We start from the raw sequence: 21,348 nt of genomic DNA on the forward strand, positions 1-21,348 counted from the left end.
TTTAATAAAGATATGTAATTAAAATCAGACTAATTCGGGATGAAAACTAAGTTTCTTTCTGTCTCCTTAGCTTCCAATATTGATTAAAATCAGCTTTTAAGAGGTTAAACGTGGACGTGATTCACAGTTAGGTAGAAATTCATAAAAATAGTAATATTATAAAGTGTTCAGTAATAAATATTACAAACTATTGGATTTTTTAAAATAGATAATGCATCTTCTAATGTTTCTTTTTTTGAAATGCAGAATAAAGTATTTCCTAACATGGATTGTGAAGCTCCAACTGTAAATTTTAAGTCTTCACAGATGGATAAGATTTTCTCATTTATTAGTCCAGTATTTACTGCAAATTCATAAGAAAGATTGACAAAATTTTCCAAAGTAGGATTTTTTAAAAGCTCATTTAAGCATCTCTCTCCATATTCATTTATTTTTTTAATCCAAATATCATTAGTTATTATCTCTTTTGTCTCTTTTTTACCAAAAATTTCAATTATAATGTAGTAATCATCATCAACAACGATTTTTTCAACATTTATAGGAAATCCAGGAGTTTTTCTTATGACAAAACCTTTAACATATTGAGCAATAACATCTCCCAATCCAGTTCCACATTCTACTTCGCTTATATGGGCTATCTCTGCATAATTTTCATTTAAATTCAACATTTCATTTAGTTTTTTAGCTAATATTAAAGCACATCCTCCAGACATTCCTAATCCACTACCTAAGGGAAAGTCAGATGAAAATATTATGTCATAATCATCATTATATCCAAATTTTTTATAATGTTCAATAACTTTTTCAACGGCACAGATATTTACTTTCTTATTATTATAAAAAATACTACCATTTCCTTCTTTTAATTCTACATTAACTCCTCTATCTATAGTAATTCCTGCCCCTATAGAACCAGTTTTTAACTTATTGGAAGATTTACAAATTACAAAAAATCCTGTTATGTGCCCTGGAGCAAACATACCTCAACCTCCTTAATTACTTAAAACTACTAAAATAGCAATATTATAAACTTTTTATGTAAATTGTTAAGAAATAAAAAAGAAAGGATATTTATTTAAAATTTATCTTTATTGGAGGAGTTAGTAGATTCTTTATTAAGTACTTATCTTCCAAATGCTCTATCGATAATTATCTCTACCCATAGGAGGATACCTCCTATTGGGATACCACTTAACACCTCCTCGCTTACGCTCGGAGGTGTAAATTGACATGTTTCTACTTATCTTCCAAATGCTCTATCGATAATTATATCAACAATTCTATCATCTGCTCCAATAGGTTCTCTATATATAATTTCAACGTCTTCTGGAATCTCTAATTTTTCATGTTCATGATGATGGTGGTGATGATGGTGATGGCTGTGTTCATGATGATGTTCATGGTTATCTTCAATCAACCCCAATAACCTTGGAATATCTCTTGTTGTATGAATTCCATGAGCTAAGAAAACAGGAACAACAATGATTCTTTTAGCCCCTTGTTCTATAGCTTTTTTAACTGCTTGAGGTATTGTTGGCTCACTAAACTCCATCAAACCAATTTCAACTATTGGGAATAAATTTCTCTCTTTAACTTTCTCAGCTAACTTTACCAGAAGCTCTTTGCTGTAGGGTAATCTACTCCCATGTCCTACTAAAACCAACGCTTCCATGAACTCACCATTATTATTTTATGTTGTAAGATTCATACCAACTATTATATATACTCTTCGTTTTTATTAGATTTAAAGTTATAGGTAATTGAAAATAAAAAATATTAAAAATATTTGGAGGATTGAACATGGATACATCTAAAGTTATATTAATTGTAGCTATAATTATCTGGATAATTTTATATAGTATCAGAGATTCAATAAATTTAAAGACTTATGGAGGAATTTTTGGAATTTTAAGGACTAAATTGGGATTAAAAACAATTGAAAAATTAGGAAAATATAAAATTTGGCAAAAAATAGGAATTATATCAATACCAATATGTGTAATACTTGGATTTTTTATGCTTCTTAATATCATAGATATGAGTATAAGGCTGTTGTCTGGAACTCTGCCAAAAGAAGCAGCAAAGCCAGTAGTATTTTTATTTGGAGATGTTATTCCATGGATTCCAGGGATTATAGCTCTATTAATAGCAATTTCTGTGCATGAATTAGCACATGGTATATTTGCCAAATCTTTTGGAATTAAAGTTAAGAGTTCAGGAATTTTATTATTATTAGGATTACCATTGGGGGCTTTTGTTGAATTAGGAGATGAATTTAAAACAGCTGATAAAAAGATTAGAGGAGCTATAGCCTCAGCAGGTCCATTAGCAAATTTAATAATATTTTTAACATCAATTCCATTACTTTCATTTAGCTATACACTACCAACAGAATTAAAAATTATTGATGTTAAAGAACCAGCATCAGAGTTTTTACAAAAAGGAGATATTATTTACGAAATTAACGGCAAAAAAATAAATTCATTAGAGGACTTTAAAGAATTTGCCAAAACTATAGAACCAAAAAAAGAGTATGAGATAAAAATTTTGAGGGATAATAAAATACTGACGTATAAAATTGTTAGTTCTAATGAAGGAAAACTTGGAATTATGGTTTCTCCAACAAAAAACACGGCATTATTTATAAACACTATCTATTGGACTTACTGGTTTAACTTTTTATTAGCTTTATTTAACCTACTCCCAGCTATGCCTTTGGATGGTTTTCACGTATGGAATGCTTTCCCAGAATTATTAAAAGAGAGAAAAAATAGATTCATTTCTAAAGTAGGTCAAATACTGGAATTATTTATAAATGAAAAAACTTTAGGATCAATAACACTATTAGTTTGGTGGGTTATTCTGGGGAGCATTTTATATTCAATGTGGTGAAATATATGGATATTCTTAACTTCTACATCTATGGATTTGTTTCTCTTTTTATTACAATAGACCCAATTGGCTTAATTCCAATAGTGCATTCTCTAACCTATCCCTATCCAAAAGAACAGAGAATTAGAATTATCAAAAAGGCTATAATCTCATCAACGGTAGTTTTATTGTTATTTGCTTTATTTGGGAATTATATTTTTGGCTATTTTGGGATTACAATAGATGCGTTTAGAGTAGCTGGGGGAATTTTGCTCTTTAAAATAGCTTGGGACATGCTTCACGCAGAAATTCCAAAAACAAAGCACAAACCAGATGAAAGATTAGACCTTGAAGATATTGATAGTATAGTTTATGTCCCATTGGCTATTCCTTTAATCTCTGGCCCTGGAGCTATAACAACAACCATGATTTTGATTAGCAAAACCCAGAGTATCTTAGAGAAAGGGGTTGTTGTTCTCTCTATATTATCAGCTATGTTAGTTTCTGGAATCATTTTATCATTAACTGACTTTATAATTAGAAGAGTTAATATTTATGGCATTAACGCCTTTGTAAGAATTATGGGATTGCTATTAGTAGCTATCTCAGTGCAAATAATATTTACTGGAATAGTTGGGCTATATAATAGCATTAGCGTTCAATAAATTACTTTTTTTCTTTATTTTCTAATATTTTCTTTAATTCTTTCATTTTTGGTGGTAATTCTTTCCATCTCCAAAATCCTCTTAAAATCTCATCCTCATCATAACCAAATCTTTTTAAAACATCAACCCATTTATTAAACAACTCTGGATAAAGTTCTTTAACTCTCAAAAATTCAGCATTTAAAGCAGCTGGACACATATAACAACCAATTCTTTCAAATCCTTTATCATAGAGTTCATTATAGATAACATCATTTAGATATATCCAGCTCCAGACATCAGTTCCTCTCCAATCCAATATTGGGAAGATGTTTATCTGATTTTCAATAAAGCCACTTTTTCTTTCATAAGTTAATTTTTCTCTTGTAAAGCTTTCATATCTCCTTGAGCCATCAATTGTATAAACTCTTTTATATTTCTTTAAATACTCTTTTAACGGCTCTAATTTGCAAACACTATTACACCATCTATAATCTTTTGTAGGAATACCTTCTTTTTCCAGATATTCCCAAAAGTTTTTGCCTTTTAAAACAACTAAGTTTAAATCATACTTTTTAGCAAATTTTTTTACAAAGTCTATAGTATCTTTAAATTCTAAGCCGGTATCTATAAAGATGACTTCTAAATCATCTATAACTTTGTTAGCTAATAAAGTAGAGACAGAAGAATCCTTCCCACCACTAAAAGAGGTATTTATAGCATAATTCTTATTTTTACACATTTCATAGTATTTTTTTATGATTGATAGGGATTTTTTCTCTAATTTTTCAATCCTATCTTTGTTTTTTCTTAGATAATCTTCAATCTTTTCAAATCTAAGCTCTTTCTTTAAAGTTAAGTCCTTAATTTTTATTGTATCTCCTTTTTTAACTGCTACGCCAACATAATTTCCTACTTCAACACCAACATAATCATTCTCATTGATATCTTTTAGCTCTTCAGCATTTTCAATTAAATCAACTGGCACTTTTTTGCCTTTTAGCTTTCTCTTTGTTGGTTTTATTTTAATTTTTGGTTCTTCTATTAAATAATAAGAGGCATAAGGATGAAACTTCCAATCCAAATCAATTAAATCAAATTCTAAGATGCCTATACACTCTCCATTAATAAAAACTTTTTTTCTGTAATCTAAGCCACCAATCTTCTTTAAAATAATTGCTAAATCATAGGAGAAGTTTTTATTGAGCAGTTTGTTTAAAACATCTATCTCAAACTTAGAGGCAAATTTATCGTCCATTTTATCACTTTAAATTTCAATAATTTCTAAGAAATCTACTCTTTTAAAATCATCGTCAAAGCTACATATTTTATTGATTTTATAAAACTTACATGTTGAGCAGATTAATGCGTCATTTGGTAATAAACAATATTTTTTAATAATTTCTCTTGAAATTTTAACAATCTCACTATTTAAATCTAATATTTGGAAAATTGAAAAAAGCTCAAAAACTATATCTAAATCTAACGATTTTAAAATCTCTGGATGTTTTTTAATGTCATAATGCCTTTTATTTGTTGTAGCCCTTATATAAAAGAACAAAACTTCTGATATTACTATAGGATTTATAAATCCACAGATTTCTTTATTCTCTACTTTTTCAATTAGTTTTTTAGCTTCAACTTTACCACATAAGTGATATATTAATATATTAGAATCAAAAAATATTTTATTCTCCTCCATTTTCAATCTCCTCAAGAATTTCTTTAATTTCTTTATCTGAAAGTTTTAAGATTCCAAAGGTTTTTTCTGAAATCTTTTTTGGGATTATCTTTATCTCAACTTCACAACCCTCTGGAAGATTTATAGATTTTTTAAGTTTTAAAACTCCTTTCTCATAGATAGCATCAACGACAATTTCCATAACAATCACCATTTAAAATTTCATGCTATTAAAATTATTTATAAGTTTGGAATTTTATTATTTGATTATTTAGTTAGGTTATGAACTTGAAAATATAGGTGGGGGATTTATGAGTGAAGATTCAAATCCAAAAAATGACTTAAAACTAAAAATGTATGAGACATTCAGAAGCCATATTGAAAGGGCAGAGAACTCTTTTTGGACATATATGTTGTTTTATTTACAGTTTTTAGTAGGGATAAACGGTGCTGTTGGAATATTGTGTAGATATTTGAGTAATAACCTTCAGAACTTTCCTACTGAAATTATTATTGCTTTTCTGGCTTTGGTAAATATTTTACTTTCACTTATTGGAATAATTGTTATAATTGAAAGAGGAAAATGGTTCTTTAGGAATATGATATTAACTGTTAATTTAGAAAGGTATATTTTAAAAGAAGAGCATATAAAAATAATTCCCAAAAGATATTCTAAATTTGATAATTTTAATAAAGTTATTGACACTACTGGAAGAATATTTATTTCAATATTTATTGGAATTTACATGATTTCAGTGATTGCTCTTGGATATCTTGCTAATAGTTGTAAAACAATTATTTTATTTGGGACAGGATTTTTTATAATAGTTGTGATTATCTATTTTTTAGATTTATTAGATTGGATATATAGAAGAATAGACTCAAACGAATATCGCAAAGTGATTGGTGTTGTATTATTTATATCATTTATACCACCATTGATGAATTATTTCATTTATGATATAATAAACCTAATATGTTCTTATATCCCAGAAAGTTTTATTGTAGCAATGATTGTTATACTTATATTTGTAATAATAGATGTCTATTATAATGCAAAAAAACATATTGAAAATACAATAATAATGTTGAGTTTAGAGAGAACTGTTAATGATATCGATGATATCATAAAAATATTGAAAAACATTAGATTAGATGATACAAAAAAAGAAGAATTAAAGAAAAAACTTAGAAAAATAAAAAAACTCATTGAAAATGTTATAAAATTACTCGGAGGGACTTCAGAAAATGGAACTCAAAATAACAATTTAGAAGAAGCAAAAAGTAAAATTACTGAAGCATGTAGGAAGATTTCCGGAAATAACATTTTTGAAGCAATAAATGAACTAAATGAAGCAAAGTATATTATAAACAATAAAATTAATGAATTAACTCAATCAGATAGTTCTTAAATAATTTAAAGAAATAAACACAGTGAAACTATGGAAAATTGGGTAGAATTGAAAAAAGGAGCTAAGGTATTGCAAAACAACAAAAACAACAAAATTTTGATAGTTACCCATATAGATACTGATGGGCTAACATCAAGAGCTATTTTACAAAAATTGGCTGAGAGATTAAACTTGGATGCTGATTTCATGTTTTTGAAGCAAATTACTATAGAGACAATAAATGACATTCCATTTAAAGACTATGATTTAATAATCTTTGCTGACTTAGGTAGTGGGCAGTTAAAGATGATTAAAGAGAAGTTAGATGAACTCAACTTATCTGATAAGAGAGACAAAATTATTATCTTAGACCACCACCAACCAGAGGAGATAAAGATTCCAAAAACCATCATCCATATAAACCCCCTAACCATTGCAAAAAGCGGAGCTGAAATTTGCGGAGCTGGAGTTTCATATTTATTTGCAAAAGCTATAAACAATGATTGGATTGATTTGGCTAAATATGCTGTTTTGGGTGCTGTTGGTGATATTCAAAACATTGAGGGAAAATTAATTGGTTTGAATAGAAAAATACTATGCGATGCAATTATGAATGGAGATGTTAAAGTAAAAACAGATTTACAGATGTATGGTAGGCAAACAAGACCTTTATTTGTGTCTATGAGATATTGGGCAGATGTGAGAACTGATTTATTAAATAACGATTCAAAGATAATCAAATACATCCAAAGCATAAATAAAAAGTATGATATTGAAATAAACCCAACTATGAGATTAGCTGAAATTCCTTTTGAACATAAAAGGATTATTGGAAATGAGCTTTTAATAAAATGTCTAAACTATGTCCCAAACCACTGGACACCTTACATTCCAAAGGTTATATTTGGAGAGGTTTATGAATTTAGAGGAGAAGAGTTTGGATCTCCATTGAGAGATTTAGAGGAGTTCTCAACGTGCATAAACGCATGTTCAAGATATGGAGATTATGAAACAGCTTTAAATGTGTTAATGGGAGATAGGGATAAATACTATAGAAAAATGCTCTCAAACTTAAGAAAGCATAGAAATAACTTAAGGGAGGCATTAGAGCATGTGAAAAATGACGTTGAGATAATTCAAAAAGATAGATTCCAATACTTTGAGACAGATAAAATTATGTCAAATATTGTTGGGATTGTTGCTGGAATGAGTTATTCTATTGAAGAAGTGGATTGGATGAAGCCGATATTTGCAATAACAGAGGATGAAAACGGCTATAAGGTATCCGCACGATGTCCTAAGCTATTGTGCTTTGCTGAGGATGTGAATTTAGCCAAGGCAATAAAATATGCATCAGAAAAGGTTAATGGTAGTGGGGGAGGGCATAAATTTGCCTGTGGGGCATATATTCCAGATAATAAAAGAGAATTTATAAAATACCTTGAGATTGCTTTGAGATAAAAATATTTTATGGGGATATTATGCAAATTCCAATTTTAATATGCCGTTTAAAGACAGATAAACCACTTAAAAAATCGCAAACACCATTTTTGAGGGGCTATATTTTAAACAAATTTGGAAAAGAGGATTATGTAGAATTACACAACCACAGCGGAATGGTTTTCTCTATACATATCCAAAAATACAGTATAAGATTATTGGTGGAGATGCTGTTTTAATTGGCATAAAAGAGGGGATAAACATTTTGGGAGAGATTATTTTAAATATTAGAGAGTTAAATTTAAAAGGAGAAGTTTATAGGGTTGTTAATGGCTATGCAAAGGTGAAGTTTGAAGAATTTGGAGTTGCTGAGAATATGATTAAGTATAAGTTTATATCTCCATGGATTGCTTTGAATGAGAAAAATTATTTGGAGTATAAGGAGTTAGATGAAGATGGAAAGAAAGAGTTGTTAGAGAAAATTTTAGTTGGAAATATTTTATCTATGAGCAAGTATTTAGATTATACAGTTGAAGAAAAGTTAAAAGCAGGGCTTTTAGAATATGAAGACTTTGTTGTTAAATATAAAGGAAATAAGTTTATTGGCTTCTGGGGAGAGTTTTTGGTTAATTTTAACATTCCTAATTATTTAGGAATTGGAAGAAAGGTTTCCAAGGGTTTTGGGAGTGTTATAAGAGTTGAAGAGTAAGTAAAAATAGAGGAAATTTAAAAATTAAACCTTCCTAATGAAAGGATATGCAATTAACGCCAAGCCAATTATCATTGTTAGATACCAACCTGTCCCCACCTGAATCTTTATAATATCCTTAGAGAGATAACTGGATTTTTCATTGACCACTCCCGTTATTAAATCTATTGGAGTGACTTCTTTACCTCCTGTAAGAGCTAATCCAGAATCTGATGAGTTCAGCCCTACTGTGAATAACACAACAAATATTGAAGCACAGGTAATTCCTGCTATTCCAGCTCCAACTACAACCGCTTTTTTATCAACGAATATTGAGGCAATGTAGAGGATTATTGGAATTATACCAAATATCATCATAAATGTTGACATTTTTTCTTTAACAGCCATGTCAAAGTATTGTTTGACATATGGCATCATCATTTCTACAAATATGTTGTTTGTATCAGATTTAATATCTGATGAAACTCTAAATGGTGCGAGATTTACAGATAAATGAATTCCTTCGTCTGTCTTTATGTTTATCGTAGAGGCAGAGATTGTGAGCCATGGGAGAAACAAAGCAATAATCCCTACAACAATGAGGGCTATTTTTATATAGTCAATTTTCTTTGGTAACATTTTTTCACCTCGCTTTAATTTTTTAAATTTAGATTATATGGTAAATGATACTCTTTTTATGTATTAATTTATGCTTTATCTAAGTAATGTAAAGTAGAACTTCTCTAATACTACAAAACTCATATATATATACTTTACGGTTTTAGTTTAGTTAAAAATATTGGAATATTTGAATTAATAAATTAATGTTTAAAAAAAGATTTATTCTTCTTTGAGAATTATAAGTTAAAATTTTTGGTAGTATATGGAAAAAAATAGGTTTTATCCTTGTTTTAATGGACTAAGAGTTCAAACAAAAGAACATAACTGTGATGAAGTTGTTGCAGTCCTCCCAATGTTTCCATCCTTATTTTAATGGACTAACGATAAACACTTACTCTTTTTTCTTATTATACTCAAACTCCCATATATAATTTTCTATTTTTATCCAAATTTCTTACTGTATGATTATTAAAACCTTTAAAATCTTAAAAGTCCTTTGGATTTTTAATCCCGCATCTAAAGATGCGGCTACAAACTCGAAGAGTTTATTTAACCTACTCGCTACGCTCGTAGGAAGCAAGAAAACAAAATTAAAAAATCGAATATCAATATTAAAAAACTAAAAAATAGTAAAAATTATTTATTCTTGAGCTTCAGCAGTTTCTTCTTCAGCTTCTTTTACAAATCCTTCATTTTCCTCTTTCTTAGCTAATGATAAAACTTCTGATTTGTAGATGATAACGTTTTTAATTGGGAATATCTTCTTACATTCATTCTTTATCTTCTCAGCCATTTCTCCAAACAACATTGCCTGAACATACTGTGGGAATGTCTTTTCTTTAGCCATTGCCTTTATAATCTCTTCCATCTTCTTTCTAATGTCTGATTTTTGTTTTGTGTTTGCTCTGTAAGCTGTTAAGACCATTGCCTTTGTTCTTATCTTATGGCCGTCTTGGGTTTTAACATCAAGGATAGCGTCAATTCTACTTCTTCTTCTTCTGATTTGTGACTTCATAAATTCTCTTGTTGTATCATGTCCATAATATTGAGCAATTGCCTTATTTCCTGTAACTCCAAAGATTTTGAAATAAACTCTGTGCATGTGTTTTGTTGGGTCTCCTGTTAAATCTCTTAAGCTTGTCTCAGCAACTCTTCCTAAAACTAAGCTTGGGTCATTTGCTGGGGTGTAGCCAATAAATACTCCTCCAAATTCTGGTGTAGCATAAATTTCATACCATACTTTCTCTTTCCATTTATCTCTCACTTTTCTTACTTTCCTTCTTGACCTTGCAGTTCTTGCAGTAGCCATCTTTTCACCTTAAAAAATTTAGTTGTGGTTTTAGGAATTATTCACCCTTATAGAACTCAGATAAATCAACATAGTTTCTTACAGGTCTTGTTACATCCCCATACAATCTTTTTATATCCTTAGCTTTTGCTTTTTTAGCAGTTCCTTTTTCAGTTTTTATCTTCTTTAACCTAAAGAATCCATCGTTTATCCTATAAACTTTCTCTACTTCAAACTCAAAATCATTTGGGACATAGATGTATATACCATAAGTTTTACTTCTATCATTTATTGATATTCCTAATTTTTTGGGAATGGATAAAGATTTTCCCCAAATAACTTTAATATCTTCACCTAAGGCAGATTTAACTGATTCAGGTGTTTCAATTTTTGTTATCTCAATTTTCTCTCCATCAATTTCAATTGTGTCTCCAACTTTGTAAGTTTCATCTTCAGGGATATTGATTACCTTAGATTCTGAAATATCGTATCTGCTTATAATTAACTTTGCCTGGCTTAATTTAACCTTATCAACAATCTCCCTTACAGATCCACAGTTTGGACATCTAACTAAGTAATATGCAGATTTGTTATAAATTTTTTTCTTTAATACTTCCTGCTCTTCAAACCCACAATTCTCACACTTAAGATATATTTTTTCAGTCATCTCCAAAAACCTCTAAGTATTTTGTTTATTTATTTATTTTCTTCTTCTCCTTCTTCTTCTCTTGTCTTTTGGTTGAATTATAATTCTGTATTTTGGATTTGCTGCCTTTTCTAAAAACTCTTCATAAGTGAATGGTAATTTTGTATCGTCAGTTATAACTCCTCTGTTTTTGAGATACTCTCTTGTTAATAAGTAGTAGATTAAAGCAACTGCTTTCTTACCCTTGTTGTTTGTTGGTATAACTAAGTCGATGAACGATGTTAAGTGCTCTGTATCACATAAACCAACTATTGGAACTCCAATTTCTGTTGCCTCTTTCAATGCCTGTCTATCAACTCTTGGGTCACTGATAAATACAACTTCTGGCTCCATAAACCCTTTGTATGCAGGGTTTGTTAATGTTCCAGGGACAAATCTTCCTGCAACTGTTCTAATTCCAGTGTATTTTCCAAACTCTTCTAACGGTCCCATTGTGTAGATTCTTCTTGAAACAGCTAATATATCCTCTGGTTCGTATCTTGCTAAGAATTTAGCAGCTATTCTTAATCTCTCATCAGTCTTTCTAACATCTAAAACATACAATCCATCACTTCTTACTCTGTAAATAAATTTCTCCATGTCTTTTGTCTTTTGCTGAGTCCCTATATGGATACCTGAAGCCAAGTATGTGTCTAATGGTACTAACAATTCCTTCTCACTCATATTTTCCACCTTTAAAAATAGTTGTTATCTTTTTGAATATTGTCGGGGATTTAAAAATTAGTGGTTGTTTCCCCTAAAGGATAGAAATAAGTATAAGGGAGTATATAAATTTTATCAATTTACTTACCTCTTCTTCCATGAGCTCTTATACTTGGTCTAACCTTCTCAGCTCCTATTCCTTTGTTTCTTAAACCTCTACCCTTCTTACCAGCTGATGTTAAACCTCTGAATGCTCTTCCTCTGTGTTTTCCAGTGCATAACCAGTTGAGTTGAGGATCAGCTTTAATAGCTGGGTGGTATGGGTCAACTAATATAACCTCATACCACTTGTGTTTTCCATCTTCTCCAACCCAGTAGCTGTTTAAAACTTCCATGTTTGGATATTTTCTTGCTGCTCTCTCTTCAGCAATTCTTTGAATTGATTTACCCATTGTTATCTTGTTAACCCCAAGTGTAGCTGGCTTCTTTGAGTTCTTTGGTCTTGGTTTTCTTAAACCTCCTCTTCTAACTCTTACTCTGACAACAATTATTCCTTGTTTTGGTTTGTATCCTAATGCTCTTGCTCTGTCTAACCTTGTTGGTCTCTCAATTCTTACAACTGCTGGTTCTCTTCTCCACTGCTGTAATCTTTCCCATAATAGCTGTCTAACGTAACTCTCTTTTGGTCTTTTCCATGCTTCTCTTATATACTTGTAGATTCCCATTTTATCCCTCTTCTATGGGTTCAGCATTGCCGCCACATCCCCTTTTATAATATCAAAGCTTTAGAGTAAATAACTATAGACAACTATTATATTAATTTAACGGTTATTTGAAAAGTTGTAATCACAAGTAGATTGTGGTGAAACTTATGAAAAAATTGGAAGATAAAAAGGGAATTATAGAAATTACGTTTGAAGAAGAAAGAGAAATCTTAGAGCTACCTTCAAAACCTGAACTGCCAAAATATGCCTCTCAACTTATCAATCTTGCAAATATATTTTCACAAGGCACACGTCCAAAAGTCGTTGGTCAGATGAGTGAGTTAATTAAAGAATTCAGAAAAACTGGAGGTAGAACATTTGAAGATTGGAAGAAGTGGTATTTGCAAAAATATCCTAATGCGATTGATGAAGCTACTGAAAAAATTTGGAACATGCTTAATAATTTTAAAGAAACCTTAGAACAGTTGGAAAGAGATGATGTAAGAAAGTGGGTTGAGGATTTAGTTCTTATAAAAACTTATGAAGGGCTGATGTTGCAGGATGCTATTTTGAAAAAAGTTGCAGAGGAACTTGGTGGAAATTATCGCCCTTCTACTATAGAAGAAGAATCTAAAGGTATTGATGGAGTAATTATTATTGATGATAAAGAAATTCCTGTATCAATTAAATCTAAAACTTATGTCAATCAGGAAAAACACTTGTCTGAAGAACTTAAAGGGCATTTAATTATTTATGAAAAGAAGAAAAATAAAATTATTGTTGATTACTCCGATTTATTGGATTTAGTTGAAAATACGAAGTAATTATCATTAACCACGATTAATAAATTCTACATTAAAATCCATTCCTATTCTTTTTTGCTTAATTCCAATTTTTTCTTCAATTATTGGCTTTAGGGATTTATCAATTTCATATCCAATAGAGTTTCTTTTTAATTCAATAGCCGCTTTTACTGTTGTTCCAGTCCCTAAGAAAGGGTCTAAGACGGTGTCTCCAATTATAGAAAACATCCTTATTAATCTTCTTGGAATCTCTTCTGGAAATGATGCCGTTCTTCTCTCTATTTTTGGATGTGTTTGCTTATCTCCAACAATCTCCCAAATTTGAGAGAACCATCTGTCTCTCTCCTCCTTAGTGTATGCACTTGCATATCTTAACGGGTCTTTTGGTTTAAACTTTCTTGGTTTTCCTTTCCTAAATATTAATATATACTCAACATCTAAGGTTACATAAGCATTTGGAGGAAGAAATCCAGAACCTAAGAATGCATTTGGCTTGTTTGAGGGTTTCTTCCATAGTATATATGGGAGAGTAACGAATCCAATCTTTTCAAAGTTTTCTATAATCTTAGAATGATTTGGAAATAGTCTAAAAACTCCGTTTATTTTTCTTGTAGCGTCTCCTATGTTGATGCATGCAATTCCTCCTGGAACTAAAACTCTATAGACTTCTTCCCAAACTGGATATAATGTTTGATGCATTAAATTATATATTTGCATGATTAATTTTTCTTTTTTCTCTTCATCTTCTTCATTTTCCATCTCCATCCAACGCTTATTTATTTCTAGATTTAACATTTTGAATAATTCATCCCACATTTCTATCATTGGATATGGAGGTGATGTAACAACTAAATGCACACTTTCATCCTCAATTTCATCCATTTTTCTTGCATCTCCAAAGATTATTTTGTGATTAGTTGTTATATCAATACTCATCATTTATCCCCTATTTCTTTCTTTATGGTGGTTGATATAATTGATTTTTCAGACAGCCATGTTAAAACAATGGTTCTCACAATTTCAGCATCAGTTTGTCCTAAAATTCCTCTAAAATTTTCAATTAATTCCCACTGACTCTTAGTGAATGTAACTTGAACTCTTTTTATATTATTATCTTTTTCTCTTTGTGTCATAATGTACTCACCTAAAACACATATTAAACACAATATTATTTAAAGTTTGTGTGATTATTATCTAAGACACTATAATTTTTAACTAAAAAATCAAAAATGACTGTAAATTGCATAACAATGAAGTTTAGATACTACGAATAAAAATTCTGCTTATCTAAGGAGGAAAAGATTTTTATATTATTGGTAGTTATTTTACTATCAGCAATATATAGTTTTTTGCAAAAGTGATTAAAATTAATAAAGGAAAATTGAACGCCTTTTATTGAAGGCGTTCATTATAATGTCTTATTATTCCAAAATGTTTTGCAAAAAACTATAAAGCTTAACTTGAGGTGACTGTTATGGAATTACCACCACAAATTCAAGCTCAATTGATGCAGTTACAGCAATTACAGCAACAACTACAAATGATTTTAATGCAGAAGCAGAGTGTTGAGACAGAATTAAAAGAATGTAAAAAGGCATTAGAAGAGTTGGAAAAATCTTCAAGTGATGAAGTTTATAAATTAGTTGGTGGATTGTTTGTTAAAAGAAAAAAGGAAGATGTCAAAAAAGAACTCGAAGAGAAAGTCGAAACATTAGAGTTGAGAGTAAAAACATTAGAGAAGCAAGAAGAAAAATTACAGTCAAGATTAAAAGAACTTCAAGAAAAGATTCAAAAAATGATACCTACAGCACAATAAATTAATCCTATCTTATTTTTGTTTGTTATTTTAATTTTTTAGCTTTATTATTTTTAGAAGTTTTAAGCTTTAAATTATGATTGTTTTAATTTTATTTGTGGTGAGCAAAAATGGAGTTATTGGAATATTTAAAGAGGGATGAGGTTCTTTTTTTATGTCATCACAATGCAGACCCCGATGCAGTTGGAAGTTGTGTAGCTTTAAAATACTTGGCATCTCAATTAAATCCAAATGGAAAGTTTAGAATTTCAGCAGATTCTGTCAGCAAACTCTCAAGAAATATTTTAAATGAGATAGGGGAGAGGGTTGATATTGAGATTTATCCTAAACTCCCAGAAACAGTTTTTATAGTTGATACTGCATCAATTAATCAGTTAAAGGTTAATTTTGATGAGCTGAAGGAGAGAGAGGTTATTTTAATAGACCATCATAAGAAGACAGATTTAGCTGATATATGTAAATACTATATAATTAAGGAGGATTACCCATCAACATCTGAGATTATAGCAGAGATTTTTAAAGAGCTAAATATCTTTCCACCAAAAAATGTTAGAATTGCTTTATTGTGTGGAATAGTTTATGATACAAAACATTTAAAGTTAGCTAATTCAAAAACGTTTGAGTTGATAAGCTATTTGATAAAGGACATAAGCTTTCAGAAGATTCTCTACCTTTTATCTCAAGAGAGTGACGTTAGTAAGAGAACAGCCCATTTAAAGGCATGTAGTAGAATGGAAATTAGGGAATTCGATAAGTTGAGAATAGCATTATCTCATGTTAGTTCTCATGAGGCATCTTGTGCAAAGACTATTGTAAGCATAGGAGCAGATGTTGCCTTTGTTGTAGCTGTTAGGAAGAAAGAAAAAGAAATAAGAGTCAGTGCAAGATGTAGAAAGCATGTTTCTAAGTATGTGCATTTAGGCAATTTGATGGAGAAGATTGGAAAAGAACTTGGAGGAAGTGGAGGAGGGCATAGTGAGGCTGGTGGACTAAATGCTCCTTATGATAAGAGTAAGAGCAAAGAGAAGGTTATAAAAGAGGTATTAAACCTCTGCTATAAGAGGTTTGTTGAGGAATATAAAAAAGCAAAACAAAATTAGAATGTAACAACATTATCACTCTCTTTAACAAAGGCGATTAAGTCGTGCATTGTAGCTAACTTAGCTCCTTCAATTAAATCCTCCTCTTTTAAACCTCTTGCCTTACAGCAAGGACCGCAAACTTTAACAACTGCTCCCAACTCAATGGCATTCTTTAATAGCTCTAAGTAGTTTGGAACTTCTGAAGGGTTTTGTTCCTTTTTAGCAACATAGACACCATTCTCAAGTAAGAAGATATTTACTTCAATCCCTTCTAATAAAGCTGTTAATGCAAATCTTAAGGCAGAGTAAGCCCTCTCCTTTCCATAAGGAGCTTCTGTAATGATTACGGTGAATTTCATTATTTCACCTATTTTTTGATGACTATTCTAAATCTACTCTCTGTTTCTTCAGCTAAAACAACTGTATAGCCGTTATTTTCAGCAAATCTTTTTATGTTTTCTAATGCTGGTTTGTAGTCCCCTACAACCTCTAACTCTTCTCCTTCATTCAATTCTTCTAAAGCCTTTTTTGTCTTTAAAACTGGAACTGGGCAGATGTCTCCAGTAACATCAAGTTTTTTCATAGCTATCACCATGAGATTTTTAATAAAAGTAGGTTTAAAAAGTATAAAAAATTAATCTGAAAAAAGTTTAATTGCTTAGTTGGTTATTAGAGTTTTTAATGGCTATTTTTATAAGCTTTTTATTTAATTTTATAGTTTCTTGCGTTTGTCTTTTACTACCCTAAATGTTTAGAAGAATAGTCTTCTGAATTTTTAAAAGAGGAAGCTATTTATACATTTAGAAACAATTAAGTTTTATTAGTTTGAGAGGAGATTTTTAATTTGGTGATAATTATGCCAACTAAAACTATAACTCTAAAAGTTCCTTCCAATATTTCAAAGAAAAAGATTGAAGAGGCTATTAAAAAGCTTGAATTGGAGGAAAAATACAAGAAAACTGAGAATTTTAAACTATTTGTTAAAGATGAAGATTTAAAGATGAAAATTTACAAAATAGCTGAATTTGTTGAAGATTATTTAAAGAAAAAATATTCTGATGAGGAATTTGAGATTGTTTTAGATTATGATGGAATTGATGATAAGGTAGTTGTGGAGATAGTTTTTAAGAAGAAATTGGATAAAAGGGAGTTAAAGGATATAAAAGTTATTATAAGAAAGCTAAAGGAGATTATATTTGATGCTTGGAGAAAAGTTGATGAGAAATACCCAGATATGCGTGGATTTTTAATTGTTACCTCTGACTTGGAGGTGTTGTAAGTGTTTAATATTGATGAATTTAAAGAAATAGCTGAAAAGCTACCAACTTTCAAATCTCTACCAAATGAAGGAAAATACCGAACTGCTATTGGGAGATACTACTATTGTATCTTTTTAAAACTTAGAGAGATTGTTAAAGAGATTGAGCAAGATAGAGAAGATGGGATTTATGAACTTTTAAATAGTGGAAAGGCACATAAAGCATTACCAGCATATTTCAGAACTTTATCTGATAAAATTAGAGTAGATAATTTGAAGAATGATTTAATAACTTTGGCTGAAGCTCTTGAAGATTTAAGGAAATTAAGAAATATGTGTGATTATGATGTTGATGTTTCCATATCATTTACTAAAGTCATTGAAGCTGAGATAGATATAGAAATTATAGAGCAAACAATAACTAACCTCTCTTATCAAAAACCAAAAAGTAAAACCAAAATTGTTGGATTAAAAAATGTTCTTGAATATTTTAAGGATAAAGATAACCTACCAACTTATAACGAAGTCATTAACATTATGTATAGACGAAGATAATTATGACAGAAAAAAATACAAAACCAGATTGGTTAGTAAAAACAAAAGAGATTACTTATGAGGTTAAATTTTATAAACCATAAATTGTTCGGAAAAAATTCGTTAATTCTGTTTATTATGATAAATCATGACAATTTTATCCATAAAAATAGTCCAAACTACTCTTTTTTTATTCTGTAAATTTCGTTAGTTTAAAACAAAATAGGTGCAATTGCAGATATTATAATCAACCCAGCTAATATGTATCCCATGATTTTTGTTAATTCACTTCCAGTATATGGCCTTGTTAAATCTCTTTTTATGCTTTCTAATTCTTCAAATTCCCCATCATTTACATGTATGTGTTGTAACTTCACTTCCATATTCTCACCCTACCTATTGTTGTTTTAATAGGACTTTCGCAGGAAATAAAGTTTTATTGTATATAGACACCCTTTGGGTGTCTAAGTTCCAAACTTAATATATAAACTGCGAAAGTCCTATTCACTTATATCATTGAAAAAAGTCATATATATGCTTTTTTGCTCATGAACAATCATGATAAATGTTTTTAATGAAAAATAATGACAGATTGGTTTTAATCTATAATGATAAATCATGACAAATTTGAATTTGTATAAAAATGTATATAAAAGAGTATGAAGCTAACTTTAATGAGTAAAATCCTAAAAATAGAAAAAATTTGTTTTAAATCCTCCTATACTTATAAAATATCCTACACGTTCCCTCATCTGAAACCATACAACTACCAACTGGATTTAATGGAGTGCAAACCGTTCCAAACAATGGGCAGTCAGTTGGCAGTTTCTCTCCTCTCAAAATCTTATCACATATACAACCTTTAGGAATTTTCTCTTTAATCTCTGGAATATCCTCATGCTCATAGATGTCAAATTTCTTATACTTCTCCCTCAATCCAAAACCACCATTTTTAACAACTGGGAAACCTCTCCAAGGAACATCTATGCTTTCAAAAACTTCATTTATTATTTTTTGAGCTAAAACATTACCTTCTGGCTTAACTGCTCTAATATATTCATTTTCAACCTTTGCCTCTCCACTGATGACTTGCTTTAAAATCATTATTATAGCCATTAACACATCTATTGGCTCAAAGCCAGCAACAACCATTGGAGCTTTGTATTTTTCACACAACCCATAATAAGGCTTTAATCCGGTGATTGTTGAAACATGTCCTGGGCATATAAATGCATCTAAATAAACTCCCTCATTTAACAAGAACTCCATAACTGGAGGAGTCTGCCTGTGGCAATTTAGGATAAAGAAGTTATTAACATCTTTATTTTTTAAACTTATTAGTTCAGCCCCAGTAGTTGGAGCAGTGGTTTCAAAACCTATTGCCACAAAAACAAACTTCTTATCTCTCTCCTTCTTAGCCATCTTTACTGCTTCACTTATACTATAGACAATTCTAACATCACAACCCTCAGATTGCTTTTCCATCAAAGATTTTTCACTTCCCGGCACTCTATACATATCTCCAAGAGTGGTTATTACATATCCATTGTCAGCTAAATATATGGCTGTATCTATCTCTTTTTGAGTTGTTACACAAACTGGACAACCCGGCCCTGGAACAACGGTTATATTCTCTGGCAGAACATCCCTAATCCCATACTTACAGATTGTGTGCTCATGACTTCCACAGACGTGCATAATCTTTAATTTATCTATCTTCTCAGCAAGTTTGTTTATCTTATCTATGGCTTTTTTTATTAAGGCTCTATCATTGATATTAATCATTTTCCTACCTCTCCTTTAATGTTCTAATAACTTCTAACATCCCTTCAATCGTATATACTTTAGGAATTAATGGTTTAAAACCAAATTTTTCAATAACTTTGGCAGTTATAGGACCAATGGCGACTATGTAGTTATCTTTTATAATTTCAGCAAACTCATCATCCACATACTTAAAAAAATTCTTAGCTGTTAATCCACTTGTAAATGTTAGAATAAATTTATCTTTTGCTATTAACTCTTTTAGTTTTTTAATATCCTCTTTTAAGTTTTCTGGCTCTGCTGATTTATACACAAATAACAAATCAGCATTTAAGTTATTCTTTAAAACGTCTCTTGTTGATGGTGTTGTTGGGATTAAAAATTTTTCCTCCTCTTTAGAAACTTTTTTAATCTCTCTTAGGAGGGACTCTGCAGTGTATTCATTAGGCATTATATCTGGGTCCCTACCAAAATATTTTTTAAAAGTTTTTGCTGTTTTTTCTCCAATAACTGCAATTTTTTTATTTTTTACATTTTCTCTTTCATTTTCAGTTAGTATATTGTATAGTCCAATAACACCACTTGGTGAGGTAAAAGCTATCCAATCATAGCTGTCTAAATTAACATCTAAATCTTTATTATATACAATCTCCAATGTTGGAAATATTATTGGTTCAAACCCTTCTTTTTTTAATAAACTGGCAAAAACATCAGCCCTTTCCTTAGGTCTCGTTATCACAACTTTCATGTTATCCCGTTATTTATTAAATTTAAATCTATCCCATTAAACTCCAAATAAACATAAACTTTGTCCCCCATATCAACTACATTACAATCAACTGCATTTGTTTTTTGCAACAATTCATTTCTAAGTTTTTCAGTATCAATTTCTTGATTATTTGGTTTTCTAAATACCTCTATCAAATATGTTTTATTTGAATTTAGGTCATAATATATGCCAATTGTATAGTTCTCCCTATATATAAGAACATCCTTATAGTTCGGAGGGATTGTATTAACTAAATCATTCATCTCAGCTTTTCCTAAATCATCTTCATTTAGATTTTTTATCAAAACTCCATTATAATACTTAAAATTATCAATTGGAATGTATTTAATTAAAAATCCAAGTGGTATTTTTATACCAAAACTCCCATGATTTCCAATATAAATCCCATTAATTAAAATTATTGACTCTTTATAGAATTCTGGCATGTTTTTGAGATTAACATCATTTTTGAGCATCATAAGGGTTTTATGGTCTATATAAGTGAATTCTTTAAATGGTGAATTTTCTATAACCTCCTTAACATCCTCAGCTCCTCCTATATTTGCATATAAATATAAACCTAAGATGAGTATAGGCAGTATATTTATTATCAAAAACAACACTATCTTTTTCATATACTTCATAT

At 30.1% G+C, this 21,348-nt stretch carries 27 protein-coding genes and 1 pseudogene; 10 read left to right on the plus strand and 18 right to left on the minus strand.

What is annotated here, in order from left to right; translation table 11 throughout:
* Positions 1-167 precede the first annotated feature (167 nt).
* A complete protein-coding gene (locus tag MJ_RS05220) occupies positions 168-980 on the minus strand; it encodes a pantoate kinase (protein ID WP_010870483.1) in 813 nt (270 codons plus the stop codon).
* 260 nt (positions 981-1,240) lie between these two features.
* A complete protein-coding gene (gene cfbA, locus MJ_RS05225; RefSeq protein ID WP_010870484.1) occupies positions 1,241-1,672 on the minus strand; it encodes a sirohydrochlorin nickelochelatase in 432 nt (143 codons plus the stop codon).
* 128 nt (positions 1,673-1,800) lie between these two features.
* Between cfbA and MJ_RS05230 the strand changes: the two genes are divergently transcribed.
* Together MJ_RS05230 and MJ_RS05235 are read left to right on the plus strand one after the other, a co-directional pair.
* Complete coding sequence (locus MJ_RS05230; RefSeq protein WP_064496683.1) at positions 1,801-2,892, plus strand: site-2 protease family protein; 1,092 nt, start codon at positions 1,801-1,803, stop codon at positions 2,890-2,892.
* A gap of 5 nt (positions 2,893-2,897) precedes the next feature.
* Positions 2,898-3,536 carry an NAAT family transporter gene (locus MJ_RS05235; protein ID WP_064496684.1) on the plus strand — a complete coding sequence of 213 codons (639 nt, stop codon included), beginning with the start codon at positions 2,898-2,900 and terminating at the stop codon, positions 3,534-3,536.
* A 1-nt stretch (position 3,537) separates the two neighbouring features.
* On the opposite strand, the gene MJ_RS05240 is transcribed toward MJ_RS05235, so the two are convergent.
* From MJ_RS05240 to MJ_RS05250, 3 genes are read right to left on the minus strand one after another with little or no spacing between them, the layout of a single operon-like run.
* Entirely contained in the window at positions 3,538-4,773 is a 1,236-nt protein-coding gene (locus tag MJ_RS05240; protein WP_010870487.1) for a phosphoadenosine phosphosulfate reductase domain-containing protein, read from the minus strand.
* Positions 4,774-4,782: 9 nt separating this feature from the next.
* On the minus strand, positions 4,783-5,217 hold the full coding sequence (locus MJ_RS05245; protein WP_064496685.1) for a type II toxin-antitoxin system VapC family toxin: 435 nt from the start codon (positions 5,215-5,217) through the stop codon (positions 4,783-4,785).
* Complete coding sequence (locus MJ_RS05250) at positions 5,204-5,398, minus strand: antitoxin family protein (RefSeq protein WP_064496686.1); 195 nt, start codon at positions 5,396-5,398, stop codon at positions 5,204-5,206. Before MJ_RS05250 ends, MJ_RS05245 begins: the two co-directional genes overlap by 14 nt.
* 109 nt (positions 5,399-5,507) lie before the next feature.
* Between MJ_RS05250 and MJ_RS05255 the strand changes: the two genes are divergently transcribed.
* The 3 genes and pseudogenes from MJ_RS05255 to MJ_RS05265 all read left to right on the plus strand — a co-directional run bounded on the left by MJ_RS05255 (position 5,508) and on the right by MJ_RS05265 (position 8,736).
* Positions 5,508-6,608, plus strand: a complete 1,101-nt coding sequence (locus tag MJ_RS05255) for a hypothetical protein (protein WP_010870490.1) — start codon at positions 5,508-5,510, stop codon at positions 6,606-6,608.
* A gap of 30 nt (positions 6,609-6,638) precedes the next feature.
* Complete coding sequence (gene recJ / locus MJ_RS05260) at positions 6,639-8,048, plus strand: single-stranded-DNA-specific exonuclease RecJ (RefSeq protein ID WP_010870491.1); 1,410 nt, start codon at positions 6,639-6,641, stop codon at positions 8,046-8,048.
* 20 nt (positions 8,049-8,068) lie between these two features.
* A pseudogene (locus MJ_RS05265) lies at positions 8,069-8,736 on the plus strand (CRISPR-associated endonuclease Cas6).
* Positions 8,737-8,760: 24 nt separating this feature from the next.
* On the opposite strand, the gene MJ_RS05270 reads toward MJ_RS05265, so the two are convergent.
* The 5 genes from MJ_RS05270 to MJ_RS05290 form a co-directional block, all read right to left on the minus strand.
* Positions 8,761-9,354, minus strand: coding sequence for a hypothetical protein (locus MJ_RS05270; protein ID WP_010870493.1), 594 nt, complete (start codon positions 9,352-9,354; stop codon positions 8,761-8,763).
* Positions 9,355-9,976: 622 nt separating this feature from the next.
* A complete protein-coding gene (locus tag MJ_RS05275; protein WP_010870494.1) occupies positions 9,977-10,645 on the minus strand; it encodes a 30S ribosomal protein S3ae in 669 nt (222 codons plus the stop codon).
* Positions 10,646-10,682: 37 nt separating this feature from the next.
* On the minus strand, positions 10,683-11,291 hold the full coding sequence (locus MJ_RS05280; RefSeq protein ID WP_064496687.1) for an HVO_0476 family zinc finger protein: 609 nt from the start codon (positions 11,289-11,291) through the stop codon (positions 10,683-10,685).
* A 33-nt stretch (positions 11,292-11,324) separates the two neighbouring features.
* Positions 11,325-11,993, minus strand: a complete 669-nt coding sequence (gene rpsB, locus MJ_RS05285) for a 30S ribosomal protein S2 (protein ID WP_010870496.1) — start codon at positions 11,991-11,993, stop codon at positions 11,325-11,327.
* Between the two features lie 119 nt (positions 11,994-12,112).
* Positions 12,113-12,697: a 50S ribosomal protein L15e gene (locus tag MJ_RS05290; RefSeq protein ID WP_010870497.1), complete on the minus strand. Its 585-nt coding sequence runs from the start codon at positions 12,695-12,697 to the stop codon at positions 12,113-12,115.
* Positions 12,698-12,843: 146 nt separating this feature from the next.
* On the opposite strand from MJ_RS05290, the gene MJ_RS05295 reads away from it, so the two are divergent.
* A complete protein-coding gene (locus MJ_RS05295; protein WP_064496688.1) occupies positions 12,844-13,500 on the plus strand; it encodes an MjaI family restriction endonuclease in 657 nt (218 codons plus the stop codon).
* A 6-nt stretch (positions 13,501-13,506) separates the two neighbouring features.
* On the opposite strand, the gene MJ_RS05300 is transcribed toward MJ_RS05295, so the two are convergent.
* Together MJ_RS05300 and MJ_RS05305 are read right to left on the minus strand one after the other, a co-directional pair.
* Entirely contained in the window at positions 13,507-14,415 is a 909-nt protein-coding gene (locus tag MJ_RS05300) for a DNA-methyltransferase (protein ID WP_244409369.1), read from the minus strand.
* A complete protein-coding gene (locus tag MJ_RS05305) occupies positions 14,415-14,612 on the minus strand; it encodes a hypothetical protein (RefSeq protein ID WP_064496689.1) in 198 nt (65 codons plus the stop codon). The genes MJ_RS05300 and MJ_RS05305 overlap by 1 nt, the downstream gene beginning before the upstream one ends.
* A gap of 341 nt (positions 14,613-14,953) precedes the next feature.
* On the opposite strand from MJ_RS05305, the gene MJ_RS05310 reads away from it, so the two are divergent.
* Positions 14,954-15,295 (plus strand): prefoldin subunit beta, encoded by a 342-nt coding sequence (locus tag MJ_RS05310; RefSeq protein WP_064496690.1) that lies wholly within the window; start codon positions 14,954-14,956, stop codon positions 15,293-15,295.
* Positions 15,296-15,405: 110 nt separating this feature from the next.
* Positions 15,406-16,395: a DHH family phosphoesterase gene (locus MJ_RS05315; protein ID WP_010870502.1), complete on the plus strand. Its 990-nt coding sequence runs from the start codon at positions 15,406-15,408 to the stop codon at positions 16,393-16,395.
* On the opposite strand, the gene MJ_RS05320 is transcribed toward MJ_RS05315, so the two are convergent.
* Positions 16,392-16,736: a DsrE/DsrF/TusD sulfur relay family protein gene (locus tag MJ_RS05320; RefSeq protein ID WP_010870503.1), complete on the minus strand. Its 345-nt coding sequence runs from the start codon at positions 16,734-16,736 to the stop codon at positions 16,392-16,394. The genes MJ_RS05315 and MJ_RS05320 overlap by 4 nt on opposite strands.
* Positions 16,737-16,744: 8 nt before the next feature.
* Positions 16,745-16,960, minus strand: coding sequence for a sulfurtransferase TusA family protein (locus MJ_RS05325; protein ID WP_064496691.1), 216 nt, complete (start codon positions 16,958-16,960; stop codon positions 16,745-16,747).
* A gap of 273 nt (positions 16,961-17,233) precedes the next feature.
* Here MJ_RS05325 and MJ_RS05330 point away from each other — a divergent pair, with 273 nt between their 5' ends.
* Positions 17,234-17,656, plus strand: a complete 423-nt coding sequence (locus MJ_RS05330; RefSeq protein WP_064496692.1) for a hypothetical protein — start codon at positions 17,234-17,236, stop codon at positions 17,654-17,656.
* Positions 17,657-18,190 carry a hypothetical protein gene (locus MJ_RS05335; protein ID WP_010870506.1) on the plus strand — a complete coding sequence of 178 codons (534 nt, stop codon included), beginning with the start codon at positions 17,657-17,659 and terminating at the stop codon, positions 18,188-18,190. It begins immediately after the preceding gene.
* A gap of 191 nt (positions 18,191-18,381) precedes the next feature.
* Here MJ_RS05335 and MJ_RS09495 read toward each other — a convergent pair whose 3' ends face one another.
* The 4 genes from MJ_RS09495 to MJ_RS05350 all read right to left on the minus strand — a co-directional run bounded on the left by MJ_RS09495 (position 18,382) and on the right by MJ_RS05350 (position 21,346).
* The gene (locus MJ_RS09495) at positions 18,382-18,552 is read right to left on the minus strand and encodes a multidrug effflux MFS transporter (RefSeq protein WP_162484753.1); all 171 of its coding nucleotides are present in this window, start codon (positions 18,550-18,552) and stop codon (positions 18,382-18,384) included.
* A gap of 325 nt (positions 18,553-18,877) precedes the next feature.
* On the minus strand, positions 18,878-19,954 hold the full coding sequence (gene hypD, locus MJ_RS05340; protein WP_010870507.1) for a hydrogenase formation protein HypD: 1,077 nt from the start codon (positions 19,952-19,954) through the stop codon (positions 18,878-18,880).
* A gap of 4 nt (positions 19,955-19,958) precedes the next feature.
* A complete protein-coding gene (locus MJ_RS05345; RefSeq protein ID WP_010870508.1) occupies positions 19,959-20,681 on the minus strand; it encodes a uroporphyrinogen-III synthase in 723 nt (240 codons plus the stop codon).
* Positions 20,678-21,346: a hypothetical protein gene (locus tag MJ_RS05350; RefSeq protein ID WP_244409371.1), complete on the minus strand. Its 669-nt coding sequence runs from the start codon at positions 21,344-21,346 to the stop codon at positions 20,678-20,680. The genes MJ_RS05345 and MJ_RS05350 overlap by 4 nt, the downstream gene beginning before the upstream one ends.
* Between the last annotated feature and the right edge of the window lie 2 nt (positions 21,347-21,348).

Origin of the sequence: Methanocaldococcus jannaschii DSM 2661 (genome assembly GCF_000091665.1) — an archaeon.
GTDB lineage: Archaea > AGJL01 > Methanococci > Methanococcales > Methanocaldococcaceae > Methanocaldococcus > Methanocaldococcus jannaschii.